Below are 19,309 nucleotides of genomic sequence, written 5' to 3'. Positions count from 1 at the left end.
AAACAATTTTTGGAGGGCGAAATGAAGCCGAAAGTAATAATCACAGCACTTTTGCTGATATTCTTTGGTTCTTTAGCACAAGCACAATTTTTTGGACCGAGGTTCAGGGGAGTTCCAGACGATGGAATCCCGCGGTGGTGGAACAGAGCGAAAATTGTTGAAGAACTTAAACTCACTGATGAACAGAAATCAAAACTTGAGTCGTTGTCCTTTGAATTTAGAAAATCGCAAGCTGAACTCATCGGGAAGTTAAGTAAAGCAAGAATTGAACTACAAGAGCTTCTCTCCGCCGAGAAACTGGACAAGTCAGCGATTGATAAAAAGGCAAACGAGATAGCTGGTTATGTGAACGAGCTTACTAAATTAAGGATTAATCATTGGCTTAGCGTTCAGCAAGTCCTCACACCGGAGCAGAGGAAAATTTTGAAGGAGAAATTTTATTGGGGTCTTGGTTTGGGGCGCAGAGGTAAACCGGGATTTGGTTTGAGATTGCACAGGTGCTGGTAAAAAGCACATCCTAAAAAGCCCTCTCGGAAAGAGAGGGCTTAAATTTTTTTAACGAAGAGTTTGCCCGGTAATTGAATCACAAGGTCTTTAAATTCAAGCGACAGAAGATGAACGAGCGTATCCGTTATGGAAAGACCTGAAAGTTCAGCTATTTTATCCACATGTAGAGGTTGGGAAGGTGATAGGACATCAAAAATTTTCCCTTCAAAGACATTGAGCTCAACCTTCGGTTTGGGTGGTTCAGTTTTCAAAATCGGATGTATCAACGGGCGTATTTCTTCAATTATGTCATCAACCGTTTCTGTAAGCTTTGCTTTATTTTGTTTTATCAAAAAATTCGTCCCCTGACTCTTTATGCTGTCAATGTTTCCCGGGATGGCAAAGACATCACGGTTTTGGTCGTTTGCGAATTCTGCTGTTATCATCGCACCGCCTGTTTTGCTCGTTTCAACCACTAAAACACCTATTGACATACCGCTTATTATTCTATTTCTTCTTGGGAAGTTCATCGCATCCGGCTTCGTTCCCATGGGGAATTCAGAGACAATAGCACCATTTGAGAGGACGCTTTCAACTATTTTTCTATTTTCCGGTGGATAAATGTAATCAACCCCTGAACCAAGGACTGCAATGGTTCTACCACCTGACTTCAAAGCTGAAAGGTGTGCGATTGTGTCAATCCCGCGAGCAAAACCACTTACGATTGTCAAGTTCATCTTCGCTAACTCGGTCGCAAACTTTTCACACATCATCTTCCCATAATTTGTCGGAGTCCTTGTCCCGACAATCGCAATTGAAAATTTATCCTCTGGCTTTAATTCTCCACGAACGAAAAGTATAACCGGTGGGTCGTAAATTTTCCTCAAAAGCTCCGGGTAAGAATCGTCCCAAAAGGTGATGACTTTAACTTTTAGTTTGTCCGCCTTTGAAAGCTGGTCATCCACAAATTTTGAATTTTGTTCCCTTAATTTAAAAATTTTCTTCGCAAGCGTTTTATTTATCCCCTCAACCCTTGAGAGCTCAAAGGGCGTCGCTTTGAATATAAGCTCTGTCTCCTTGAAATGATTTATAAGGTTTCTTATCCTGTTTGAACCAATCCCTGGGATTGTCATCAGTTGTAGAAGATGCTTTACCTCAACTTTCATTTCCATCTTCCTTTATTTCAATTCCATCAACTACTGCTATTACAAGTGTATGAACTGGGACATCATCCCTGCCAAGTATTTGTCTTGCTGAGGTTCCTTCCTGAAGCGCTATAACTGTATCTCCAATCCCGGCATCAACCATATCAAGCGCTAACATATCTCTACCTATGAAATTGCCATTCAAATCAATTGGTTGAATCACCAGAATTTTATACGGTTTTAAATTCTCGTTTTTTTGTGTTGCGACTATCGTCCCTGTTACCTTTGCAAGTATCACAAATGTAACTCCATTTTTAATTTCTTAACGAGATTTTCCGCATCCTGTTTTGTTCTCGCCTCGGATATAATTCTCAAAATCGGCTCGGTGTTTGATTTCCTGATGTGAATCCAGGCGTCTTCAAAATCAATTCTCACGCCATCCTCCGTGTTGATCTCCGATTTCTTGAACAGCTCAATTGCCTTCTTCAAAATTTCATCTGGGTTGACACCAGCGATGTTAATTTTCTCTTTCACCATTTCAAACTTCGGTAGCGATTCCTTGAACTCCGAGATTTTCCCACCAAATTCAACAAGGTTTTGCAAAATTAGTGCGATTCCAACGAGAGAATCCCTTCCATAGTGAACATCTGGCAGGATTACCCCACCACTCCCTTCACCACCAATTATCGCTTTCGTCCCCTTCATTTTCATCACGACATTTATCTCTCCAACGGGGCTTCTGTAAACATTTGCCCCGTATTTTTTCGCTATTTCATCAACCGCTTTTGTAGTTGATAGATTTACAACGATATTTTTTTCTGGTAAACTTTTCTTCTTTTCAAGAGCGATTTTTACCGCTTGAACTACCGTATATTCTTCACCAAAGGGTTCTCCCTTTTCAGTAACAAAAACAACACGGTCAGCGTCCGGGTCAACAGCGATGCCAAGGTCTGCACCCGTTTTCCTCACGGTTTCACAAAGTTCAGTTAAATTTTCTGGCAGTGGTTCGGGTTCATGGGTGAAAATCCCATTCCCATCGCAGTTTAATTTTATGACCTCGCAACCGAACTTTTCAAGAAGCATCGGTACAATTTTTGAGCCAGCACCATTTATGCAATCAACGACAACCTTGAAATTTCGTGACCTGATTTTCTCAAGGTCAATGAAATCAATTTTTAAAATTCTCTCAATGTGCTGTTCAATAAATGTTTCATCGTTGATGAGTTTTCCAATTTTGTTCCATTTCGCAAAATTAAAATTGCCACTTTTTGCTATCTCAATGAATTTTTTATGTTGCTCTGGCGTTAAAAAGATGCCCTCTGAAGATAAAAATTTTAAACCGTTCCATTCGCTTGGGTTGTGACTTGCGGTTATCATCACACCGCCATCCGAGTCGGAATGTTCAACGGCAAGTTGAATGGTTGGAGTTGGACAAATACCTAGGTCAACAACTTCACAACCCATAAAAAGCAATGTTCCAACGACAATTTTTGAGATCATCTCGCTGTGAATCCTCGTGTCTCTACCGACCATTATCTTTCCCCCGGAGCAAAATTTTGCAAATGCGCCCGTGAAACGAATAATCTCATATGGCGTTAAAGTATCCCCAATAACTCCTCTAACCCCAGAAACACTCACAATTAAGCTCATCCGCAACCGCTCAATTTTTTCAAAAATTTAAACAAAGCGATTGAAAATGACAAATGCTCTAAAACTTGATAAGCGAAAGATATTTTTGTAAATTGCTCTCGTAGAGAAAACTAAAGAAGTTTGATTATGGGCGGTGAACATCTCTCATCAATTAGTAGCTCAATCCTTGAAGCCCTTAACGATGTCGTCTTCGCTGTTGACTCAAATTATAACTTCATTTATATAACACCATCTTGCTACTCTATAACCGGATACACAGCCGAGGAATTTCTAAATGGTTTTGTAAGGGCTAAAAATCTCGTCCATCCGGAAGATTATTGGCGACTTCTTAGGGCGAATTACCAAGCGTTCAAAACAGGCGAGCTTCCGAGGGTCACAGAGTTCAGGATCGTAAGAAAGGATGGACAAGTGAAATGGATCAGCATTTATTGGTCGGTTGTTAGAGACGAAAACGGAAATGTTAAGTATATCCAAGGTGTCATGCACGATGTAACGGAGAGAAAAATAGCAGAGGAAAAGTTACAAAAAACTTTAAGTGAGATTAAAATCCTTCACAGTTTTAGCTCCGAACTTTCATCTGCCATGACGATTGATGAAGTTGTTAAATCAATATACGATCACATAGTTAAAGTTATACCCGTTGAAAGTTTTTTCATTGATATCTACGACGAAGAGATGGAGCAGTTAAAAGGGCTTGCCCATGTTTACTTAATCCACGGAAGAAGAGTTATGATTTCCTATCCGAATTATCGTTTCAGCATAAAGTCGCATGAGTTGTGGAAGGAGTTAATTTACGAGAAGAAAACCAAGTGTGTGAGATATTCAGGGAAGGATATTCCATCGCCATATAACCTTTTCATTGATGAGAGTGAAACTGGTGGTTTTATATTAAGCACGCCGATGTTTTCAAGGGGTAAAGTACTTGGGGTTATGACATTACAGATAAGTGGTGATTTTGAAATTGATGAGGAGATTCCGTTCATTGAGCAAATAGCAAATCAATCAGCGGTGGCGATTGAAAGGGTCAGATACTTTATTGAACTTCAAGAGTCCGAGAAATCGCTCCGTCAGGCGTATGAGGAATTAAAAAGAGTTCATCAGCAGCTCCTTTTGACCGAAAAGATGAGGACGCTTGGTCAGCTTGCTGGTGGTATAGTTCATACATTAAGCAATTTTTTGAGCGCTATCCTCGGCAGAGCGCAACTTCTTAAAACCAAATTAACAGATGAATCGCTTTTAAAAGAAATTGAATTAATTGAAAAAGCAGGGCAAGACGCAAGCAGGGTCATCTCTCGTTTAAGGGAATTTTCAAAACCAAGGACACATCCAAACCTTATCCCCCTTGACCTTGCAAATATAATTGAGGATGCACTTGAAATTACAAAATCAAAATGGAAAGACGAAGCGGAATTGAAGGGCGTCAAATACGAGATAGTCAAGGATTTTCCCGAAGATAGATTAATGGGAATTACAAACGCATCTGAGCTTAGGGAAGCGATTGTGAATATAATTTTAAACGCAATTGAAGCGATGCCAAATGGTGGAAAGTTGACCGTTGGAATTTACAACATAAATAATGAGAAAGTTGCAATTTATATATCCGACACGGGAATTGGCATGGATTCGGAGACAATGACAAGGATTTTTGAGCCGTTCTTCACGACCAAAGGTTCATCTGGCACAGGGCTTGGGCTTTCAATAGCTTATGAGATCATCAAAAGCCATAACGGAGAAATCCTCGTTGAGAGTGAACTTGGAAAGGGCTCAAAATTTATAATTGTCCTCCCAGCAAGTAGAGAAAAAACTTCCAAAGGGATAGCAGGAAGAAAAGAAATGGAAAACATTCAAAAATTAAATGTTTTGATCGTTGAGGATGATGAATCAGTTCTTTATCTTTTGAGGGATATTTTCACAGGGCTTGGTTGTAAAATTGCAGAAGCTGGAGATGGTAAAAAAGCACTTGAATATGTCAAAGTCCATGAATTTGACCTCGTCGTCACAGACCTCGCACTTCCCGACTTCAGCGGTTGGGTGATAGCGAAAGAAGTAAAAGATAAAAACGCTAATACCCCAGTTATAATGTTAACTGGATGGGGAATTGATATAACGGTGAATGACGCTAAAAAAAGAGGTGTTGATTATTTGATAACCAAACCCTTTGAACTTGATGAACTTCTGCTTATCGTCAACAACGCCATTCAATCAATAAACAAAAAGTGAGAGGCGATAATTCTAAAAAGCAGATAAAGTGAGAGAACAGTTGAGTTTGTGATGTTAAAACTTAAAACCGTCCTGTAATTTTGTATCTCTTTTTGGAGATGAAAATTCTTCTCAAACCTATCAACAGCGAGAAAACCGATCAAGAAATAAAGTATTACCCCGATCAACTCATAAAGCGTAAATTTTCCCGCTACGACAACAGTTGCGGTTATCCCAGCGATTGAAAGCATTAACTTTGCAATTCCGAACGATCTACTCTCCCCAAGATTCTCAATGAAGTGGTCCCCTTTTCTTTCGGAATCCTCCGAAATTCTGTAAACAAGTGATAAAGTATAGAAGCCAGCTACAAAAGTAACCGCCGAGATGAACCCAACGATATTGAATAAATCTTTGAAAAAATTATTTAAGTTGCTCCCACAAAGCCATCCACTACCGAATCCAGCAATCGCGTAAGAAAATGAGATCACCAAAATACCCCAGAAGGGTTTTGACTTTATACCTGTAAATGGGAGCGAAAATAAAATGAATAAAATCACTGAGGTTGTCAGAGAATAGAAGCAATTTGATCTTAAACTTGTAAAAACGCCCGCCAAAACAAAAATCAAGGAAATAAAAAGTGTAAATTTAGAAGCTGGTTTGATGTCCCAAAGCCCCGATATCAAACCCTTTCTTTTGCTAAAATATGCGTAAATTCCATTCATACCGGGATAAATCAAAAGATGTAAAATTAAAATCCCAATCCAAAACCTCGCGGTTATATCCGCTCCGCTTAAAACATAGCCCCAAAGAAATAAAGGAAGGAAAGCGAAAGATATGTTAAAACTAAGATGGAAAAAGGTGCTTTTCAACTCCATAACAAAAGATCTCATCCCAGAGCTGTCACTTTTGTTTTTAATTTTAAAATGATGGGCTCGCTTTCGGTTTTAAGTACCACATAGTTAGTAGTTGATGTTTGCCCATAATGAATTATGTTTGCGTTTAACACATCAACGCCTTTATAAATTGCGTCAAACTGAACGATGATGAAGGCATCTTTTTGATTTACCTTGATTTTTATCTCATCGTTTGAGAATTCATATTCAATTTTTAAGTCGTCAAACCTTTTCATCTCTTCATAAGCATCTTCACACTTCATAAACCTCAGGTAAGGATAATTTGCCTTTAAAGTTTTGACCCAGTTCCTAAACTTGAAATAAAGCCCTTCTTCTTTTGTCCCACGCCATGGCAAACTGAACCAATTTCTTATAAGCTCAGGATTTTCAACTTCTTCAGGTGTGTAGATTACATCATCCGGGTGAACAAAGTGTGTCCAAACGCCTAACATCGCAATAGCACTTAAAATTATCGCCTTCGTATAATCATCAATCATAAATCCAGCTGAAACCCTCGGTATACAATAAAATTTCCCATTCCAAGGTTCTGGACCAAATTCTCTTCTTTGACCGAGTTCAAAAAAGCCAGCGTATAGTCCAGCGATTACTTTGATAGATGGAGCCGACTGCACAAGCGCTTGAATTCCAACAGAATCAATTAAATTCATCGGCGGTATGTATGTTACAGGTGGATTTCCAAGCCCTTCCTCTTTCCACTTTTTCATAGCATACTCTATAGCTCTTTTCATATTCTCAATGTCCCCCCAATCATCAACTAAAAGAGATGTATGATTGTAGCCGTGGAATCCAAGCTCATGGTTGATTTTGAACTGCTTTGCTATCGTTTTTGAAACTTCAATTTCCTTGCTGAGAACATTTGCTTTTCCCATCCTCCACTCATTCAAGTGAAAGGGTGGCGTTATACTCGCCCCGTAGTTGAAAACAAGACCTGCAGTGTATTTTAATCCGAACTCGTTTGACAATTTGAGCATATCGGGATAAAAAACTAAAAAATGAAACTCCGCCAAGTTCATTTTGAATTCGTCCCATATAATCTTTTTTACCGCATTGGGAACAGAGGTTGGGAAATCGTCAATAAAAATGACAGAAAAATTCGCTATCGGTTGAACAAATTTTGATGAGACGGAAGCGATCGTTTGCGTTATGAAACCACGGAAAGACCTATTTGAAAGAATAGAAGAGTTCCAATAGGTGACTTTTCCCATGCCATATCTTAAATTCCAAGCCACGGGTATTCCAGAAGATGTAGCTGCAATTATATTTTTGTCGCCCACATGAACGAAATCAAACATTGAAATATCGCGAAGTATTGAATCAGGAATTGCCGTCCCTTTTAAACCAGGGATGAAATCACTTTTAAAGTGAAGACCCGAACGACCACGTTTTAAAAATGGCTGGTTTTGATCTCTAATCCTAACTCCAAAGATGTCGGCTAAATTTTCATTGTATCCGCGGTAAATAACTGCAAGACCTCCCCCTGACGAAACAAACGACTTTAAATGTTCGCAATCTGATTTTGTAAGTTTTTTTATGAATTCGGTCGCAAGGACTATCGCAAAGTAATTTCCGAGTTTTGAAAGTTCGCCACCTTTGTAGTTTTTTAGGTCTATCTCGTCATATAAAAGTTTTGCGTATTTAAAAGACATCCTTGCGTTTTCAACACATTCAAGAGCATAAAGATCAGAAGAGTCATATATAAGAAGTAGCTTTTCGCTTTTTTGTATCGTCAAGTTGATTTCGTTTCTTTTCCCGCTACAATTTGAAAAAACTAAAAATGGGATGAGAAAGAGTATTTTAAAATGACCTTTCCGCATCGTCAAGCGTTTCGTAAAATTCAAAATGTTTCTCCGTTCTCGTTATCTCAAAAAGTTTTCTTATCCTTTGATTGACATTTGCAAATTTTATGGTTCCGCCCTTTTCTTTTGCGTTTCTATAGGCGACAACTATAATTCCAAGCCCAGAACTGTCAATGAAAGTCACATCGGAAAAATCAATGATTATATTTACCTTTCCCTTTTCAATCAAGCCCTTGAATAGTTCTCTTACTTGAATTGAACTGCCGACATCAAGTTCCCCTTTAAGTTTAACTATTGCGTAGTTGTTTTTTTCCGTGACATTGTATTCCATTTTACTTTCCAATTTTTTTGTTTTTACTCTTTCAATCCATTCAAGGAAAATGAAGCATTCGTCGCAAGTGTAATCGCCGTGAAACCTACACATATTTTCGGGCGATTGCCAGCACTTTTTCAATTTGCTTTCATAGACAGGACATCTTGAACATACATCTTTCGGTTCACCTTTGAATTTCCAACACTCTTCAATCCAATCTGTCCCCGCATTTTGCCTTTTTTCGTTCATAACTGAGAAGAAGGCGGAGACGATTTTAGGGTCAAATTGAGAGCCCGACCTTTGCCTTATCTCTGCTTCAAGTTGTGAATAGCTGAGGGCTTTTCTTAACTTTGAATTTGATGACATCTCAACGAAAAATTCGCAAAGTCCGAGGATTCTGCCAAACAACGGTATTTCTTCACCTTTTAAACCTTGAGGGAAACCCCACCCGTCATACCACTCCTGATGCGTTCTAACACCTTCAATTATATCTGGGCTTATGGGTAGAATTTCAAGCATGCTCGCTCCAATTATCGGATGATTGAAATCAGCTTGATAGCCCTCGCCAATGTCAACGACACCGCACATACCGACATCGTGAAGAAGCGCCGAAATTTTAAGCTCTCTAATTTTTTCCATTTCAAGTCCAAGTTTTTTCCCTATCTCAATCGCAAGGTTCGTAACCCTGTTTGAGTGTCCAGCTGTGAATTCACTTCTCATATCATACGCTTCAGCTAAAGCCATCAATGTTTTCAAGTATCTTTCGCTGAATTGGTTGAACAGGTCAAAGTTCTGCACGACAATTTTTATCTGTTCAACGAAAGAGGAGAGTATTTTCAGAGCGAATTCATCAAATTGTTTTAATTTCTTGAAATTTATCAGTGAAAATATCCCCAGCAATTTCTTCTCCTCGGCAAGTGGGACCGCAATTATTGAATTCACCTTAAACTTCAACAAAAAATCAAAATCGCGAACTATCATCTCCTCTCCAACCCATTCAAAGAGCCCGGTGTCGGGATTTAGGTCAAGGTTATTTATAAAATCATCGGATAAGTTTTTGCTCGCTTTCAATTTCATTCTCTTGACTTTGTCATCCCACATTGCTATAAAGCCAGCATCGCTTCCTGTAGCAGTGATGGCAAGTTCAAGGAGGAGGTTTAAGAATTTATTCATTTCAAGAGTTGAGCCAAGCATCTTTTTGCTGACATTTGCCCGTGACTCAAGAAGGTGAATTTTTGAGCGCATTTCCTCCCCAAGCTTTATCTGCCTTAAAGCGATGGCACAAGCTTCTGAGAAATTTTTCATCCAGAGGATTATTTCCTTGTCAAAGGATTCGCGTTCATATGGACCGCAGAAAGCATTTCCGATATATTTGCCAGAAAGATAAAGCGGGATGTTTATGAATTCCCCAGCCCAAATCAAAGCGTAACCGAAGTTTTTATATTCATCTCTCAAAACCATCTTTAACTCTGGCTCTTTTATTGACTCACTTACTTCTTCATCAAGTTTATCTATCCTTTCGCTTCTTAAGCGCATGCTTTCAAGTATTAAACCTTCACCGGAAACGGAGACGGAGTAAATATAGTAAGCTGGCGCTTTAAAGACACCCTCAAGCACATCAAATATAAATTCAAAGCCTTCAGCTGATGACCTTTCAAAAAACATAAATTTCCCAAATTCTCTCCACACATCAACAAGCTTCCTTTCCTCTTTCCCAAGGATTTTGCTTAACATCACTTTTGCGAAATTACTTTTTTAACTATCTCAATTATCCCCGACGGGCTGAACGGTTTCGGGACATATTCATTAGCTCCTGAATCAAGCATAGCCCTTACTTCTGATTCCTCTCCCATAGCGGTTAACATGACAATATATATGTCCTTGAGCTCTGGGTCCTGTTTTACCTCGCGACATACCTCAATCCCGTTTTTACCAGGCATCATAACATCAAGAAATACAAGTCCGGGTTTCTCCTTTCTTATCATCTCAATTGCGGTTTCACCATCACCTGCTATTAAAATTTCAACATCAAGTTTACGCAGGATAAACTCAAGCAATCGCTGAACCGTTATGTCATCATCAACTACAAGAATTTTATATGCCATTTCTTCCTTAAACCTTTTTTATGACGAGCAATGTTATATCATCCTTTTGTTCAGCGTTTCCCTTGAACTTCAGAGCGCTTTCATAAATTATATTGCAAATCTCTGAGGCGGATTTATCTCTTGTATCAAAGATTAATTTCTTTAGGTTTTCAATCCCAAAAAATTCGCCTTTTTCATTTCTCAGTTCCGTCAAACCATCTGTAAAGGCAAGTATCATATCCCCAGTTGAAAGTAAGATTTGATTGACTTCATAATTTTCCCCTTCAAACAAGCCCACAGGTGCTCCATGAACCTCAAGCTCAAAAATTTCATTATTTCTTCGTCTGAAAAATAAAGGTGGAACATGACCAGCATTTGAATAGGTAACCGTTCCCTCAGTTGAATTATATTCGCCCACGAAAATCGTTGAATACATCCCTATTTCAGAGGTGTCTTTATAAATGACATCGTTTATAAGAGAAAGAAAGTCACCTGTGGACTTTGAAAACTCATACATTAATTTCACAATGCTCCTCAAGCTTGATAGTAAAAGAGCCGAGCTTATACCGTGCCCTGACACATCAGCTATTAAGAAAATCCTTCTCCCTTTATCCGTTATGAAATCGTAATAATCACCGCCTATAACTGAGCTTGGCTTTATAAGTGCAAATATATCAAGACCTTCAAATCTTGGTATGAACTTGGGGAGCAAATTTTCTTGAATCCTTTTTGCGAGCTCAATCTCGTGTCTTACAACTTCAGCCCTCTTTATCTCCTCAATAAGTTGGTTCCTATAAAGTATAATACCAGCATAGTTCCCAAGCGTTAAAAGTAGTTTTGCATCCGTTGTGTCAAATTCAGTTTTATCGCTATAGACAAAAATTCCACCTATAGGTTTTTCCCCGGAAAGCATCGGGACAGCCATTTTCCTGGACAAAATTATAAAATTTCTCTGCTTAATTGCTCTATCAATCAATTTTTCAGCTTCAAACTTCATATCCCCGTTAATCACACCGCTTGCATACTTTTGATTTAAAGTATCCCCCTCAAAAATTCCAATTATGCATGCCTTTGGTGATAGCATTGAGTTGATTTTACCCATAACTATTTTCGCTATCTCAGCCTCATCAAATACCAAACTTGCCCTTGCTATAATATCATAAACGATGCTGAGCTCCTCTTGTCTGTTTGCAAGCTCCTTGACGAGTTGCTCTATATAACCCTCGTAGTTTAAAAGCTCAGTGTATAAAAATTTCAAAAGCTCAATCTCCATTTCTGCGTTTTCCGATGGCTTGACATAGAGAAACATCTCACCATAACTTGACATAAGATCAACCTTTATCCCATTCTCAAAATCCTCAAACTCACCTGTCTTCGCTATTAACCTTCCGTTCCTATCAAATACAGCAAACCTGGCTCGTGAAAACTTTGAGAATTTCTCGGTGTATATTTTTATAAGACGTTCAATCATTTCTCAACTTCGTTAGTTTATAAGCTTTCACATATCTGCCTTTAAAATATACCTGTGCCCTTGCGTATTTGTAGTTTACACAAATTGAGTCAAGAACTTCGGGTAAATTTTCAATTGGCGGTAAAAATGCTTTGTTTATCTTGTCAATTGCTTCTTTCTCTGGAACGAGTATGTAAACCACATCGTAAATTTTTTTGACATCATCTATAAAAATATAATTTTTTGCAAAATATTCCCAATCCATAAACCATGATAAGTTTTCCACCATTGCCTTTGTCCCACGATGGGAGACGATAGCGAATGAAAACGGCAGGTTATCTTTACTGATTTTATCAACAAGGACGACGAATTCGTCGGGTTCAATTGGTGTATCAAGTTTCACAGAACCAGCAAGAAGACCATTGAGCGTGACAAGAAGAGCCGTAAGTAAAGTTATAACATCGCGCAAAAATTTTCTATGATTTAAAATTTTTGAAATCAAAAAGGAAAGCCAAAGGGTTGAGAGAACAAACACAAGCGGGTAGAATTGCTCGTATGGTATGAAGCTTAAAATTGAAAGCTCGCAGAGAGAAATCAATATTACCAGGGTAAAAGTTAATACGCTGTAAAACATCAACCCGGAGAAAATTCCAATGACGGAGCCAAGGAGTGAGATGAGAATTAAAAATATCCCAATGTCTCGGGATACAACGCTGGATATCTCTTGATTGTAGAGCAAAGCGTAAGCGAGGGTCATAAGTTTGGGGTCATGGCGGAAAATATAAAACTCAAAAACAAGAAGTGAGAGGAAAATTAAAGGAGCAGTAAAGATCAAACGAGAACTTTTCTCTTTTTTCCAAGTTTCAAAAGTTTCTCCCGTTAAGATCAAGATGCTTAAAATAAATCCGATGAATATGTCAATCAAAAATACGCTCAATATTCCAGCGAGTTTGAAGGTAAAGTTTAGGTTTTCATCCTTCCAGAAGTATAAGGTGAAAAGAGCCCATGAAATCCCAAGTAAAAAGGAACTTCCTTCAACGGGGTTTGAAACTAAATTAAGATGTGGGAAGACAAACGCTATAATTGAACCGCTCAAAATCACTGATTTTAAGTCATTGGTCAACCTAAATGTTAAGATGGAAACCCCGGAAAATAACAGCATGAAGTTAAACGCACCGAATAAGTGAATCACTTGATGTTGGTTTACATTGAAAATTGAGGCAAAAAAAGCGGAAAGTGAACATATCCCAAGATTTGCAATTGTTAAGTTAGAGCTGTTTGTTAAAATTGATGTTGTTTTGACAAGGAGATTATATTGGTGGAGATTGAAAAATGAAGCGTTTTCAAGCGCTGGCTTTACCCACATAAATAACCCAAGCACATATATGATGAAGATCGCGATGATATTTGTTATGTTTGGTTTCGTTTTGAAAAGTTTCACTTTTAAGGTGATGTTTCCGTCAAGCAAGTCGTAAATTTTTTGATTCAAAGTTATTTTAAAAATCTCAATTTTTTTGCCTCTTTTCGCGACGAAGAAATCAAACGAGATGAAAAGAAAGATGAGAAAGATTATGAAAATTATGTCAAACGATTTTAAAGCGATCGTAACCGATGATGCGAACAGCAAAATTGTAAAGAACAAATAGAAATGTCTCCAAAAACAAATCCGCTTATCACACTCGCTCCAAAACCTTAATTTCCATAAGATAAACGAGATTAAAGCTATGCCGAGATGAAGTTTTAATATGTAGAGAACTTTTTCAAACATCTCAAAAAGCGGAATAGTATTGGTAATCTATCGTTTTTAAAAATTTCAGCATATGCCAAGTTGTAGTAATTGCGAACACAAGTGAACCAAGTGTAAAGCCGAGCACTCCGTATTCCCAACTTATCAATCTGCTTGAGATCAATCCAACTACAAGGTCAACGAGGAGAGCGCTTCTTATCGCTTTAAGTCCAAATTCGGGTTTCCAAAGGGTGAAGAAGAAAAGATTATTCAATAATCCGATAGCGAGAAATAAATATGAAATTGAAGCCAAGTAAAAAACCTTAAATGTAATCGGGCTTGAAAAGAATTCCCTTACTTCTTTTATGTGCTGATACACCTCACCGAGTTTCATCACGATTAAATATACCGCTATTATACTTGCAAGCCCGAAAATAACAAGAAGTGAAAATTTAACAAGGTAAAAGTTAAGATACCAAGCATTATGAGATTTTATCTCAAACGCGGGAAATTTCTTTTGCGTTGGAATGAGTTTTTCTGAGAAATCATTAACCGTATATTCAAGCATGGCTAGCATTAGCCCGAAGGAAAGTAACGCCCAATCCACCCCAAGCTCATAAGGAGTTCTGAACCAAAAGAGATAAAATTTCCCCTTTGAGGGGGCACTCCACGAGATCAACCTGTCAAGGAAAAGTAGCAGGAAATAATAAAGCCCAAATTTGAAGAACGGGCTATTGACATAAGCTAAAACAGAACGCCTTTTAACTTTTAATGAGACATAGGTGATTTTCTTTTCGCCTTTTTTTAATCTAAAAATAAACCTTGCCCATAGCGTCATTAAGACATCCGAAGTCGTCAAACCAATTATATGCGCGATATGTATGTTGAGGGAATTGAACTTGTGAAGCCAGATCACAACGAGTGTTCCTATTGAAAGAATTGTGAATACCGCAAGTTTTCTTTTCGCCGAATAAATCAAGCTTGTTGAAAGCCAAAGGATTGAGAGCAGAAAATAGTAAACGAGGGCTATTAAAAGAAATTTTTTGGGGAAGATTTCAAAAACTAAATTTAAGATGAAAAGTAAAAAGCCAAAGGCGATGGATGTTGCAAACCCGTAGTTGAAAAGTTTAAATGCGATTGCCCTTGCTGTTATTTTGTTTCCTATGCTTAAGTAATATGTCACTTCTCTTCCTATAACTTGTGTAAATCCACCGGTGACGATAAAACTTAAAATCGTTCCCAGAGCAACAATCGTTGCTTGAAGTTCAGTGAATTTAATCCACGCCCATAGAGAATAACCAGTGAAGGCGATAAAGGCGATTTGACTTGCTATAGGGAGTCCAAGTGCAATTCCACCAGAAAAATATCTTATAAAAATCCAGAATGAATGAAGAAAGCCAAGTTGTTTTGTTTTCCCTTTCTTGGCTTTTCCCCTTCTTACTTTCAGCTTGCAAATTTTATACACATCCTTACTTAACTCAAAAATGTTCTTTTTCCCAAATTCGGTTGGGCAATCTGCGTGTCTATATCCTAGGCTTTCAATCACGGCGGAAACTTGAAGTGGGCTTACTGGATTGCCAATTTTCTCAATTACTTCATCAGCGACCTTTTCAATTTTCTTTAATCTTTCAATTTCAGTATTTGACGGAAAGTTCTTCCCTTTCATCTACTTTTAATTTTTGGATTGCCTCAAAATAGGATTTTTTGTATTCCTCAATCGTTGAATTTATCCTGTATTTTGCGAGGACCTCCTCCCTTGCTCTTCTTCCGAGGGTTTCGCGAAGTTCGTGGTCAGTTAGAAGTTTTATTATCCCTTCAGCAAGGGCTTTTGGGTCCCTGGGTCTCACAATTATTCCAAATCCTTCAAGGGCTTCTCTAACACCCCCAACATCTGTCGCAACTACAGGTCTTGCGCATGCCATTGACTCAATGACTGTATATGGGAAACCTTCTGAAATACTTGATAAAACTGAAATATCCCCTTCGTTGTAAATTTCGCTCGGATTTGGATGATGTCCCGCAAGTATGAAGTTATCTTCAAGCTTTAATTGTTTTATCAAAAGCTGACATTTCCTTGTATAAAGTGGATCAACATCAAGCGAGCCGTAGACGATAAACTTAACATTTGGGATTTCCTCCCTTACGATTGCACACGATTTTATCATCGTTTCAATGTCTTTAAGTGGCATTATCCGTGCAGCTGCTACGACCGTTGGTATCCCTTGATTTTTCTGGGGTTTTGGCTTCGGCTTAAAGACCTCCGGATCAACCCCATTGTATATCACTTTTATCTTTTCCTCTTCAACGCCGAAGATTCTTTCCCAAACCGTGTTGAATCTACACACCGGCAAAACTTTATCCGCAAGTTTGTAAAGCATTTTGCTGACAAGTATTGAAAGGTTTATGAGAAATTTTTTCGCAAAGAAACTCAAACTTTTTTCACTGCCGATCCCTATGTATCTTTCTCTTGCGAAGACGCCGTGATCCGTGACTATCAACGGTGTGCCATCGCGCATCTTTGCAACTACGCTTGGAATCCCGCAAAACCCCGCAGCTGTTGCATGGCTTAAATCTACTTCAGGGACATCAACATAAAGTGGCATCAAATAATGATAGAGCCAACGCATGGCAAGCGTTAAATCATATACTGATGGCATCTCATCCTCGTGAAGAAATTGATTATCCTCAATATATTTCAAAATCACGAAGCGTTTGAATTCTTGCCAAAGTGTAAAACTTCTAAAGGTCTCTTTGTAATCATACTCGCTGAAATATCTATGCATAAGCCATATATACCCGGCTGTATCCTCAGGGTTTGAAAATGGGTCCATCAATGAGGACAAAAATTCAATGAAAATTGGGATGAACTTTCTCAAAACTGCTCTTTCATTTACCTTGGTTTTTCTCATATAAATGCTTGAAAACGGAACCTCAAAGAAGATGTCCTCAAACGGTTCCTCCGAACCCCAAAGCGGTATTTGTCTGACAAGTTTTACATTTTTCGGCAATTTATATTTGAATTCAACATACGGCAATCCAGTGATAGCGTAAATGTAGAAATCAAACTCTGGAAGATTATTCACAAGTATATCAGCCCAGGTGCTAACTCCACCCCCAACGAATGGATATGTCCCCTCTGTTTCAAATAAAACCGCCGGTCTTTTGCCCATTTTCGTCAGCTCTTTATAAATTCGCTGTAAATTTTGGAATAGCTTTTTATAAAATTTTCAAGTGTGAATTTCTGTGCCTTTTTAATAGCATTTTCAGAAAACTTTTTCCACAGGTTTTCATCTATTAAAAGTTTGATTACATGTTCAGCGAGTTTTCCATGATTTCCAGCCTCAAACAAAAGACCACATTCAATACCCCTTTCATTCAGAATTTCTGGAATACCCCCAACCGATGTTGCGACAACTGGGATTCCCGATGCAATGGCTTCAAGGATGACAAACGGTTGAGCCTCACTCACACTTGGCAGGACGAGGATATCGGTTGATTTTAAATAATCAAGCGCTCTTGCTTCACCGATGAATTTAACTTTATCTGAAACCCCAAGCGAGTCAGCGAGTTCAATGCATTCTGATGAGTAACTGCTATCTTGTGTAAGATCGCCCACAATTAGAAATTTAACATTTGGAAAGCGCCGTGAAATTAAAGGCATTGCTTTTATAAATGTCTTAACATCTTTTATCGGGACAACTCTGCCGATGAAAGTTACAACCTTTTCATCATTGGTTGATCTCCCCCCTGGGTTAAAAAATCCAGGTTCAATGAAATTTTCTATAACTTTGAATTTATGCTTTACATCTTCAACCATTTGCGCAGGGATTAAACTTAATTGTTGTTCAAGATTATATTTGCAAACCGTCGTCACGAGGTCAGCTTTAAGATAACATTTAAGTGCGATCTCTTTGAATATTCGCAAAAATTCTCTTCGTGCGATGCAAATATTCATTTTTTCTTTTTCGCTTTTGAAAATTTTAAATCCGCATTCAACTTCGTAAACGCCAAACTCAAGCTCTTTCCAATAAATCCCGTGCTCAGTTACGATGAGCGGTCTTTTTAGTGCCGATTTTATCTGCAACCCCAAAACCCCAGCAAATCCAGTTGATAGACAATGATAAACCTTCGCCCGAGGGATTAGGTAAAGAACATCTCTAAAATCAAATTTGAAACCTAGACCATTTTTTACATCAATCTCAATAATTGATTCAACATTTTCAGGGATTGGATATTTCATCGTTTCTTTCCTTTCCTCATAAAGATGAACGATTGAAAATTTCAAATGGCTTAAATTTTTTATCAATGCATGTGTCCACTTTGAAACGCCACCAACGACGTAAGGATATGTTCCCTCAAGTATAAGACAGACATCAACCATTACTTTTAAGCAGTTTTTTTAGAATTACCTCGGTCCCGGTTTCATGTGACAGGATGTATTCAATTTTGTCCATTATTTGACTTGCTATGTAAAGCCCATAACCATGGTCGGCGAGGAAATCAGGGTCTGGCTCTCTTATATCCGCTGGCGAAAATTTCTCTCCGAAGTCCCTGATTGAAATAGTTAATTCATCACCGTCAATTGATGCTTTTACAATCACCTCGCCTTCTTTCTCTTTATATGAGTGCTTATAAACATTTGTCAGCATTTCGCTTATGACAAGTTCAATGTCAGAGGCGGTCTCTTCTGGAATTTCATTTGAAAGCAAAAAGTTTTTCAGCTTTGATCTTATCTCTGAAATTTTATTTGCGCTGACCCTGTCTTTGATTTCAAATTTCATCTGTAGATCTTGTTTAGTTCTATGGTTGATATATAAGGTGTGAACCCGTATTTCAACGAAAGTGATTTGACGAAGTATTTTCTTTTGTCATTCTCGGGGAGAAAATCAAGCGTAAAAATTTTTTTACCGAGTTTCTTAAGGATTTCAACTCTGTCTTTGTATTCCTTTTCAAATCGCACGAAATATCTTTTTGTTTTGAAATCGTAGCGTGTGAATAGCCCTTCAATTAAAAAAGCATCAGCGAAACTTTTCAATGTATCAAGCAAGACCCAACCGTTGTTTATGATCAAAATTTTGTCATCGTTTTGGATTTTTATTCTTTTTATGTAATCAATGATTTTATCTTCAAAGTTCGGGAAAATGCTCACGATGTCAACCATGTCAATGAAGAAGCCGTCAAATTCCTTTGATATTATTTTCGGAATCCTATCAAAAAAGATGTAATCCTCCCATGCTCGTGAATTTATATCAACATAAAAATGTCCTTCCCATAGTGGATTTTTACTGATAATTATTGACTCTGGGAGAGCAGGTTTTCGGTATGTTTCAAATTCTGCGATGTTAAGGTAGGCGATCGTTTTAACGCCTCTTTTTTTAAAGTCAAGGATTTCATCTTTAGTGTAGATGTCGGGGTCAAGTATTAAAAGCTCAAAACCGCTCGTTTCTTGAGGGGTTATTTTTGCGTAGCAGACAGCATACTTTTTTATGTGATCAATTTTTTGAGCTTGAGATATTGAACTAATCGTCAGAAGGCAGATCAATACC

At 38.1% G+C, this 19,309-nt stretch carries 16 protein-coding genes; 2 read left to right on the top strand and 14 right to left on the bottom strand.

Going from position 1 to position 19,309, the window contains the following annotated elements:
* Positions 1 to 21: 21 nt before the first annotated feature.
* Positions 22 to 507, top strand: a complete 486-nt coding sequence (locus FKZ43_RS01805; RefSeq protein ID WP_140944167.1) for a Spy/CpxP family protein refolding chaperone — start codon at positions 22 to 24, stop codon at positions 505 to 507.
* Positions 508 to 545: 38 nt separating this feature from the next.
* Here the strand turns inward: FKZ43_RS01805 and dprA are convergent, their stop codons facing one another.
* From dprA to glmM, 3 genes are read right to left on the bottom strand one after another with little or no spacing between them, the layout of a single operon-like run.
* Positions 546 to 1,652, bottom strand: a complete 1,107-nt coding sequence (gene dprA, locus FKZ43_RS01800; RefSeq protein WP_235894660.1) for a DNA-processing protein DprA — start codon at positions 1,650 to 1,652, stop codon at positions 546 to 548.
* On the bottom strand, positions 1,642 to 1,929 hold the full coding sequence (locus tag FKZ43_RS01795; protein WP_181180208.1) for a EutN/CcmL family microcompartment protein: 288 nt from the start codon (positions 1,927 to 1,929) through the stop codon (positions 1,642 to 1,644). The genes dprA and FKZ43_RS01795 overlap by 11 nt, the downstream gene beginning before the upstream one ends.
* Complete coding sequence (gene glmM, locus FKZ43_RS01790; protein WP_140944164.1) at positions 1,926 to 3,281, bottom strand: phosphoglucosamine mutase; 1,356 nt, start codon at positions 3,279 to 3,281, stop codon at positions 1,926 to 1,928. Before glmM ends, FKZ43_RS01795 begins: the two co-directional genes overlap by 4 nt.
* Positions 3,282 to 3,407: 126 nt before the next feature.
* Here glmM and FKZ43_RS01785 point away from each other — a divergent pair, with 126 nt between their 5' ends.
* The gene (locus FKZ43_RS01785; RefSeq protein WP_140944163.1) at positions 3,408 to 5,501 is read left to right on the top strand and encodes a response regulator; all 2,094 of its coding nucleotides are present in this window, start codon (positions 3,408 to 3,410) and stop codon (positions 5,499 to 5,501) included.
* Here FKZ43_RS01785 and FKZ43_RS01780 read toward each other — a convergent pair.
* Genes FKZ43_RS01780 through FKZ43_RS01730 form a run of 11 tightly spaced genes read right to left on the bottom strand, consistent with a single transcriptional unit; the run spans position 5,480 to position 19,305 of the window.
* On the bottom strand, positions 5,480 to 6,370 hold the full coding sequence (locus FKZ43_RS01780; RefSeq protein WP_140944162.1) for a hypothetical protein: 891 nt from the start codon (positions 6,368 to 6,370) through the stop codon (positions 5,480 to 5,482). The genes FKZ43_RS01785 and FKZ43_RS01780 overlap by 22 nt on opposite strands.
* On the bottom strand, positions 6,367 to 8,232 hold the full coding sequence (locus FKZ43_RS01775) for a DUF2194 domain-containing protein (protein ID WP_140944161.1): 1,866 nt from the start codon (positions 8,230 to 8,232) through the stop codon (positions 6,367 to 6,369). The genes FKZ43_RS01780 and FKZ43_RS01775 overlap by 4 nt, the downstream gene beginning before the upstream one ends.
* Positions 8,189 to 10,237 carry an anti-sigma factor antagonist gene (locus FKZ43_RS01770; RefSeq protein WP_140944160.1) on the bottom strand — a complete coding sequence of 683 codons (2,049 nt, stop codon included), beginning with the start codon at positions 10,235 to 10,237 and terminating at the stop codon, positions 8,189 to 8,191. The genes FKZ43_RS01775 and FKZ43_RS01770 overlap by 44 nt, the downstream gene beginning before the upstream one ends.
* Positions 10,237 to 10,608 carry a response regulator gene (locus tag FKZ43_RS01765; protein WP_140944159.1) on the bottom strand — a complete coding sequence of 124 codons (372 nt, stop codon included), beginning with the start codon at positions 10,606 to 10,608 and terminating at the stop codon, positions 10,237 to 10,239. The genes FKZ43_RS01770 and FKZ43_RS01765 overlap by 1 nt, the downstream gene beginning before the upstream one ends.
* Positions 10,609 to 10,615: 7 nt before the next feature.
* Entirely contained in the window at positions 10,616 to 12,058 is a 1,443-nt protein-coding gene (locus FKZ43_RS01760) for a PP2C family protein-serine/threonine phosphatase (protein ID WP_140944158.1), read from the bottom strand.
* Positions 12,051 to 13,805: an LTA synthase family protein gene (locus FKZ43_RS01755; protein ID WP_140944157.1), complete on the bottom strand. Its 1,755-nt coding sequence runs from the start codon at positions 13,803 to 13,805 to the stop codon at positions 12,051 to 12,053. The genes FKZ43_RS01760 and FKZ43_RS01755 overlap by 8 nt, the downstream gene beginning before the upstream one ends.
* Before the next feature lies 1 nt (position 13,806).
* Entirely contained in the window at positions 13,807 to 15,429 is a 1,623-nt protein-coding gene (locus FKZ43_RS01750; protein ID WP_140944156.1) for a hypothetical protein, read from the bottom strand.
* Positions 15,398 to 16,933 carry a GT4 family glycosyltransferase PelF gene (pelF, locus tag FKZ43_RS01745; RefSeq protein ID WP_140944155.1) on the bottom strand — a complete coding sequence of 512 codons (1,536 nt, stop codon included), beginning with the start codon at positions 16,931 to 16,933 and terminating at the stop codon, positions 15,398 to 15,400. Before pelF (FKZ43_RS01745) ends, FKZ43_RS01750 begins: the two co-directional genes overlap by 32 nt.
* 5 nt (positions 16,934 to 16,938) lie before the next feature.
* Complete coding sequence (gene pelF, locus FKZ43_RS01740) at positions 16,939 to 18,144, bottom strand: GT4 family glycosyltransferase PelF (RefSeq protein WP_140944154.1); 1,206 nt, start codon at positions 18,142 to 18,144, stop codon at positions 16,939 to 16,941.
* Positions 18,137 to 18,544 carry an ATP-binding protein gene (locus FKZ43_RS01735; RefSeq protein WP_140944153.1) on the bottom strand — a complete coding sequence of 136 codons (408 nt, stop codon included), beginning with the start codon at positions 18,542 to 18,544 and terminating at the stop codon, positions 18,137 to 18,139. Before FKZ43_RS01735 ends, pelF (FKZ43_RS01740) begins: the two co-directional genes overlap by 8 nt.
* The gene (locus FKZ43_RS01730; RefSeq protein WP_219916499.1) at positions 18,541 to 19,305 is read right to left on the bottom strand and encodes a glycoside hydrolase family 191 protein; all 765 of its coding nucleotides are present in this window, start codon (positions 19,303 to 19,305) and stop codon (positions 18,541 to 18,543) included. Before FKZ43_RS01730 ends, FKZ43_RS01735 begins: the two co-directional genes overlap by 4 nt.
* Positions 19,306 to 19,309: the final 4 nt, after the last annotated feature.

Source organism: Candidatus Thermokryptus mobilis, from assembly GCF_900070205.1.
Lineage (GTDB): Bacteria > Bacteroidota > Ignavibacteria > Kryptoniales > Kryptoniaceae > Kryptonium > Kryptonium mobile.
The sequence above is the reverse complement of the archived record's forward strand: the minus strand, read 5'-3'. Positions and strand labels throughout refer to the sequence as shown.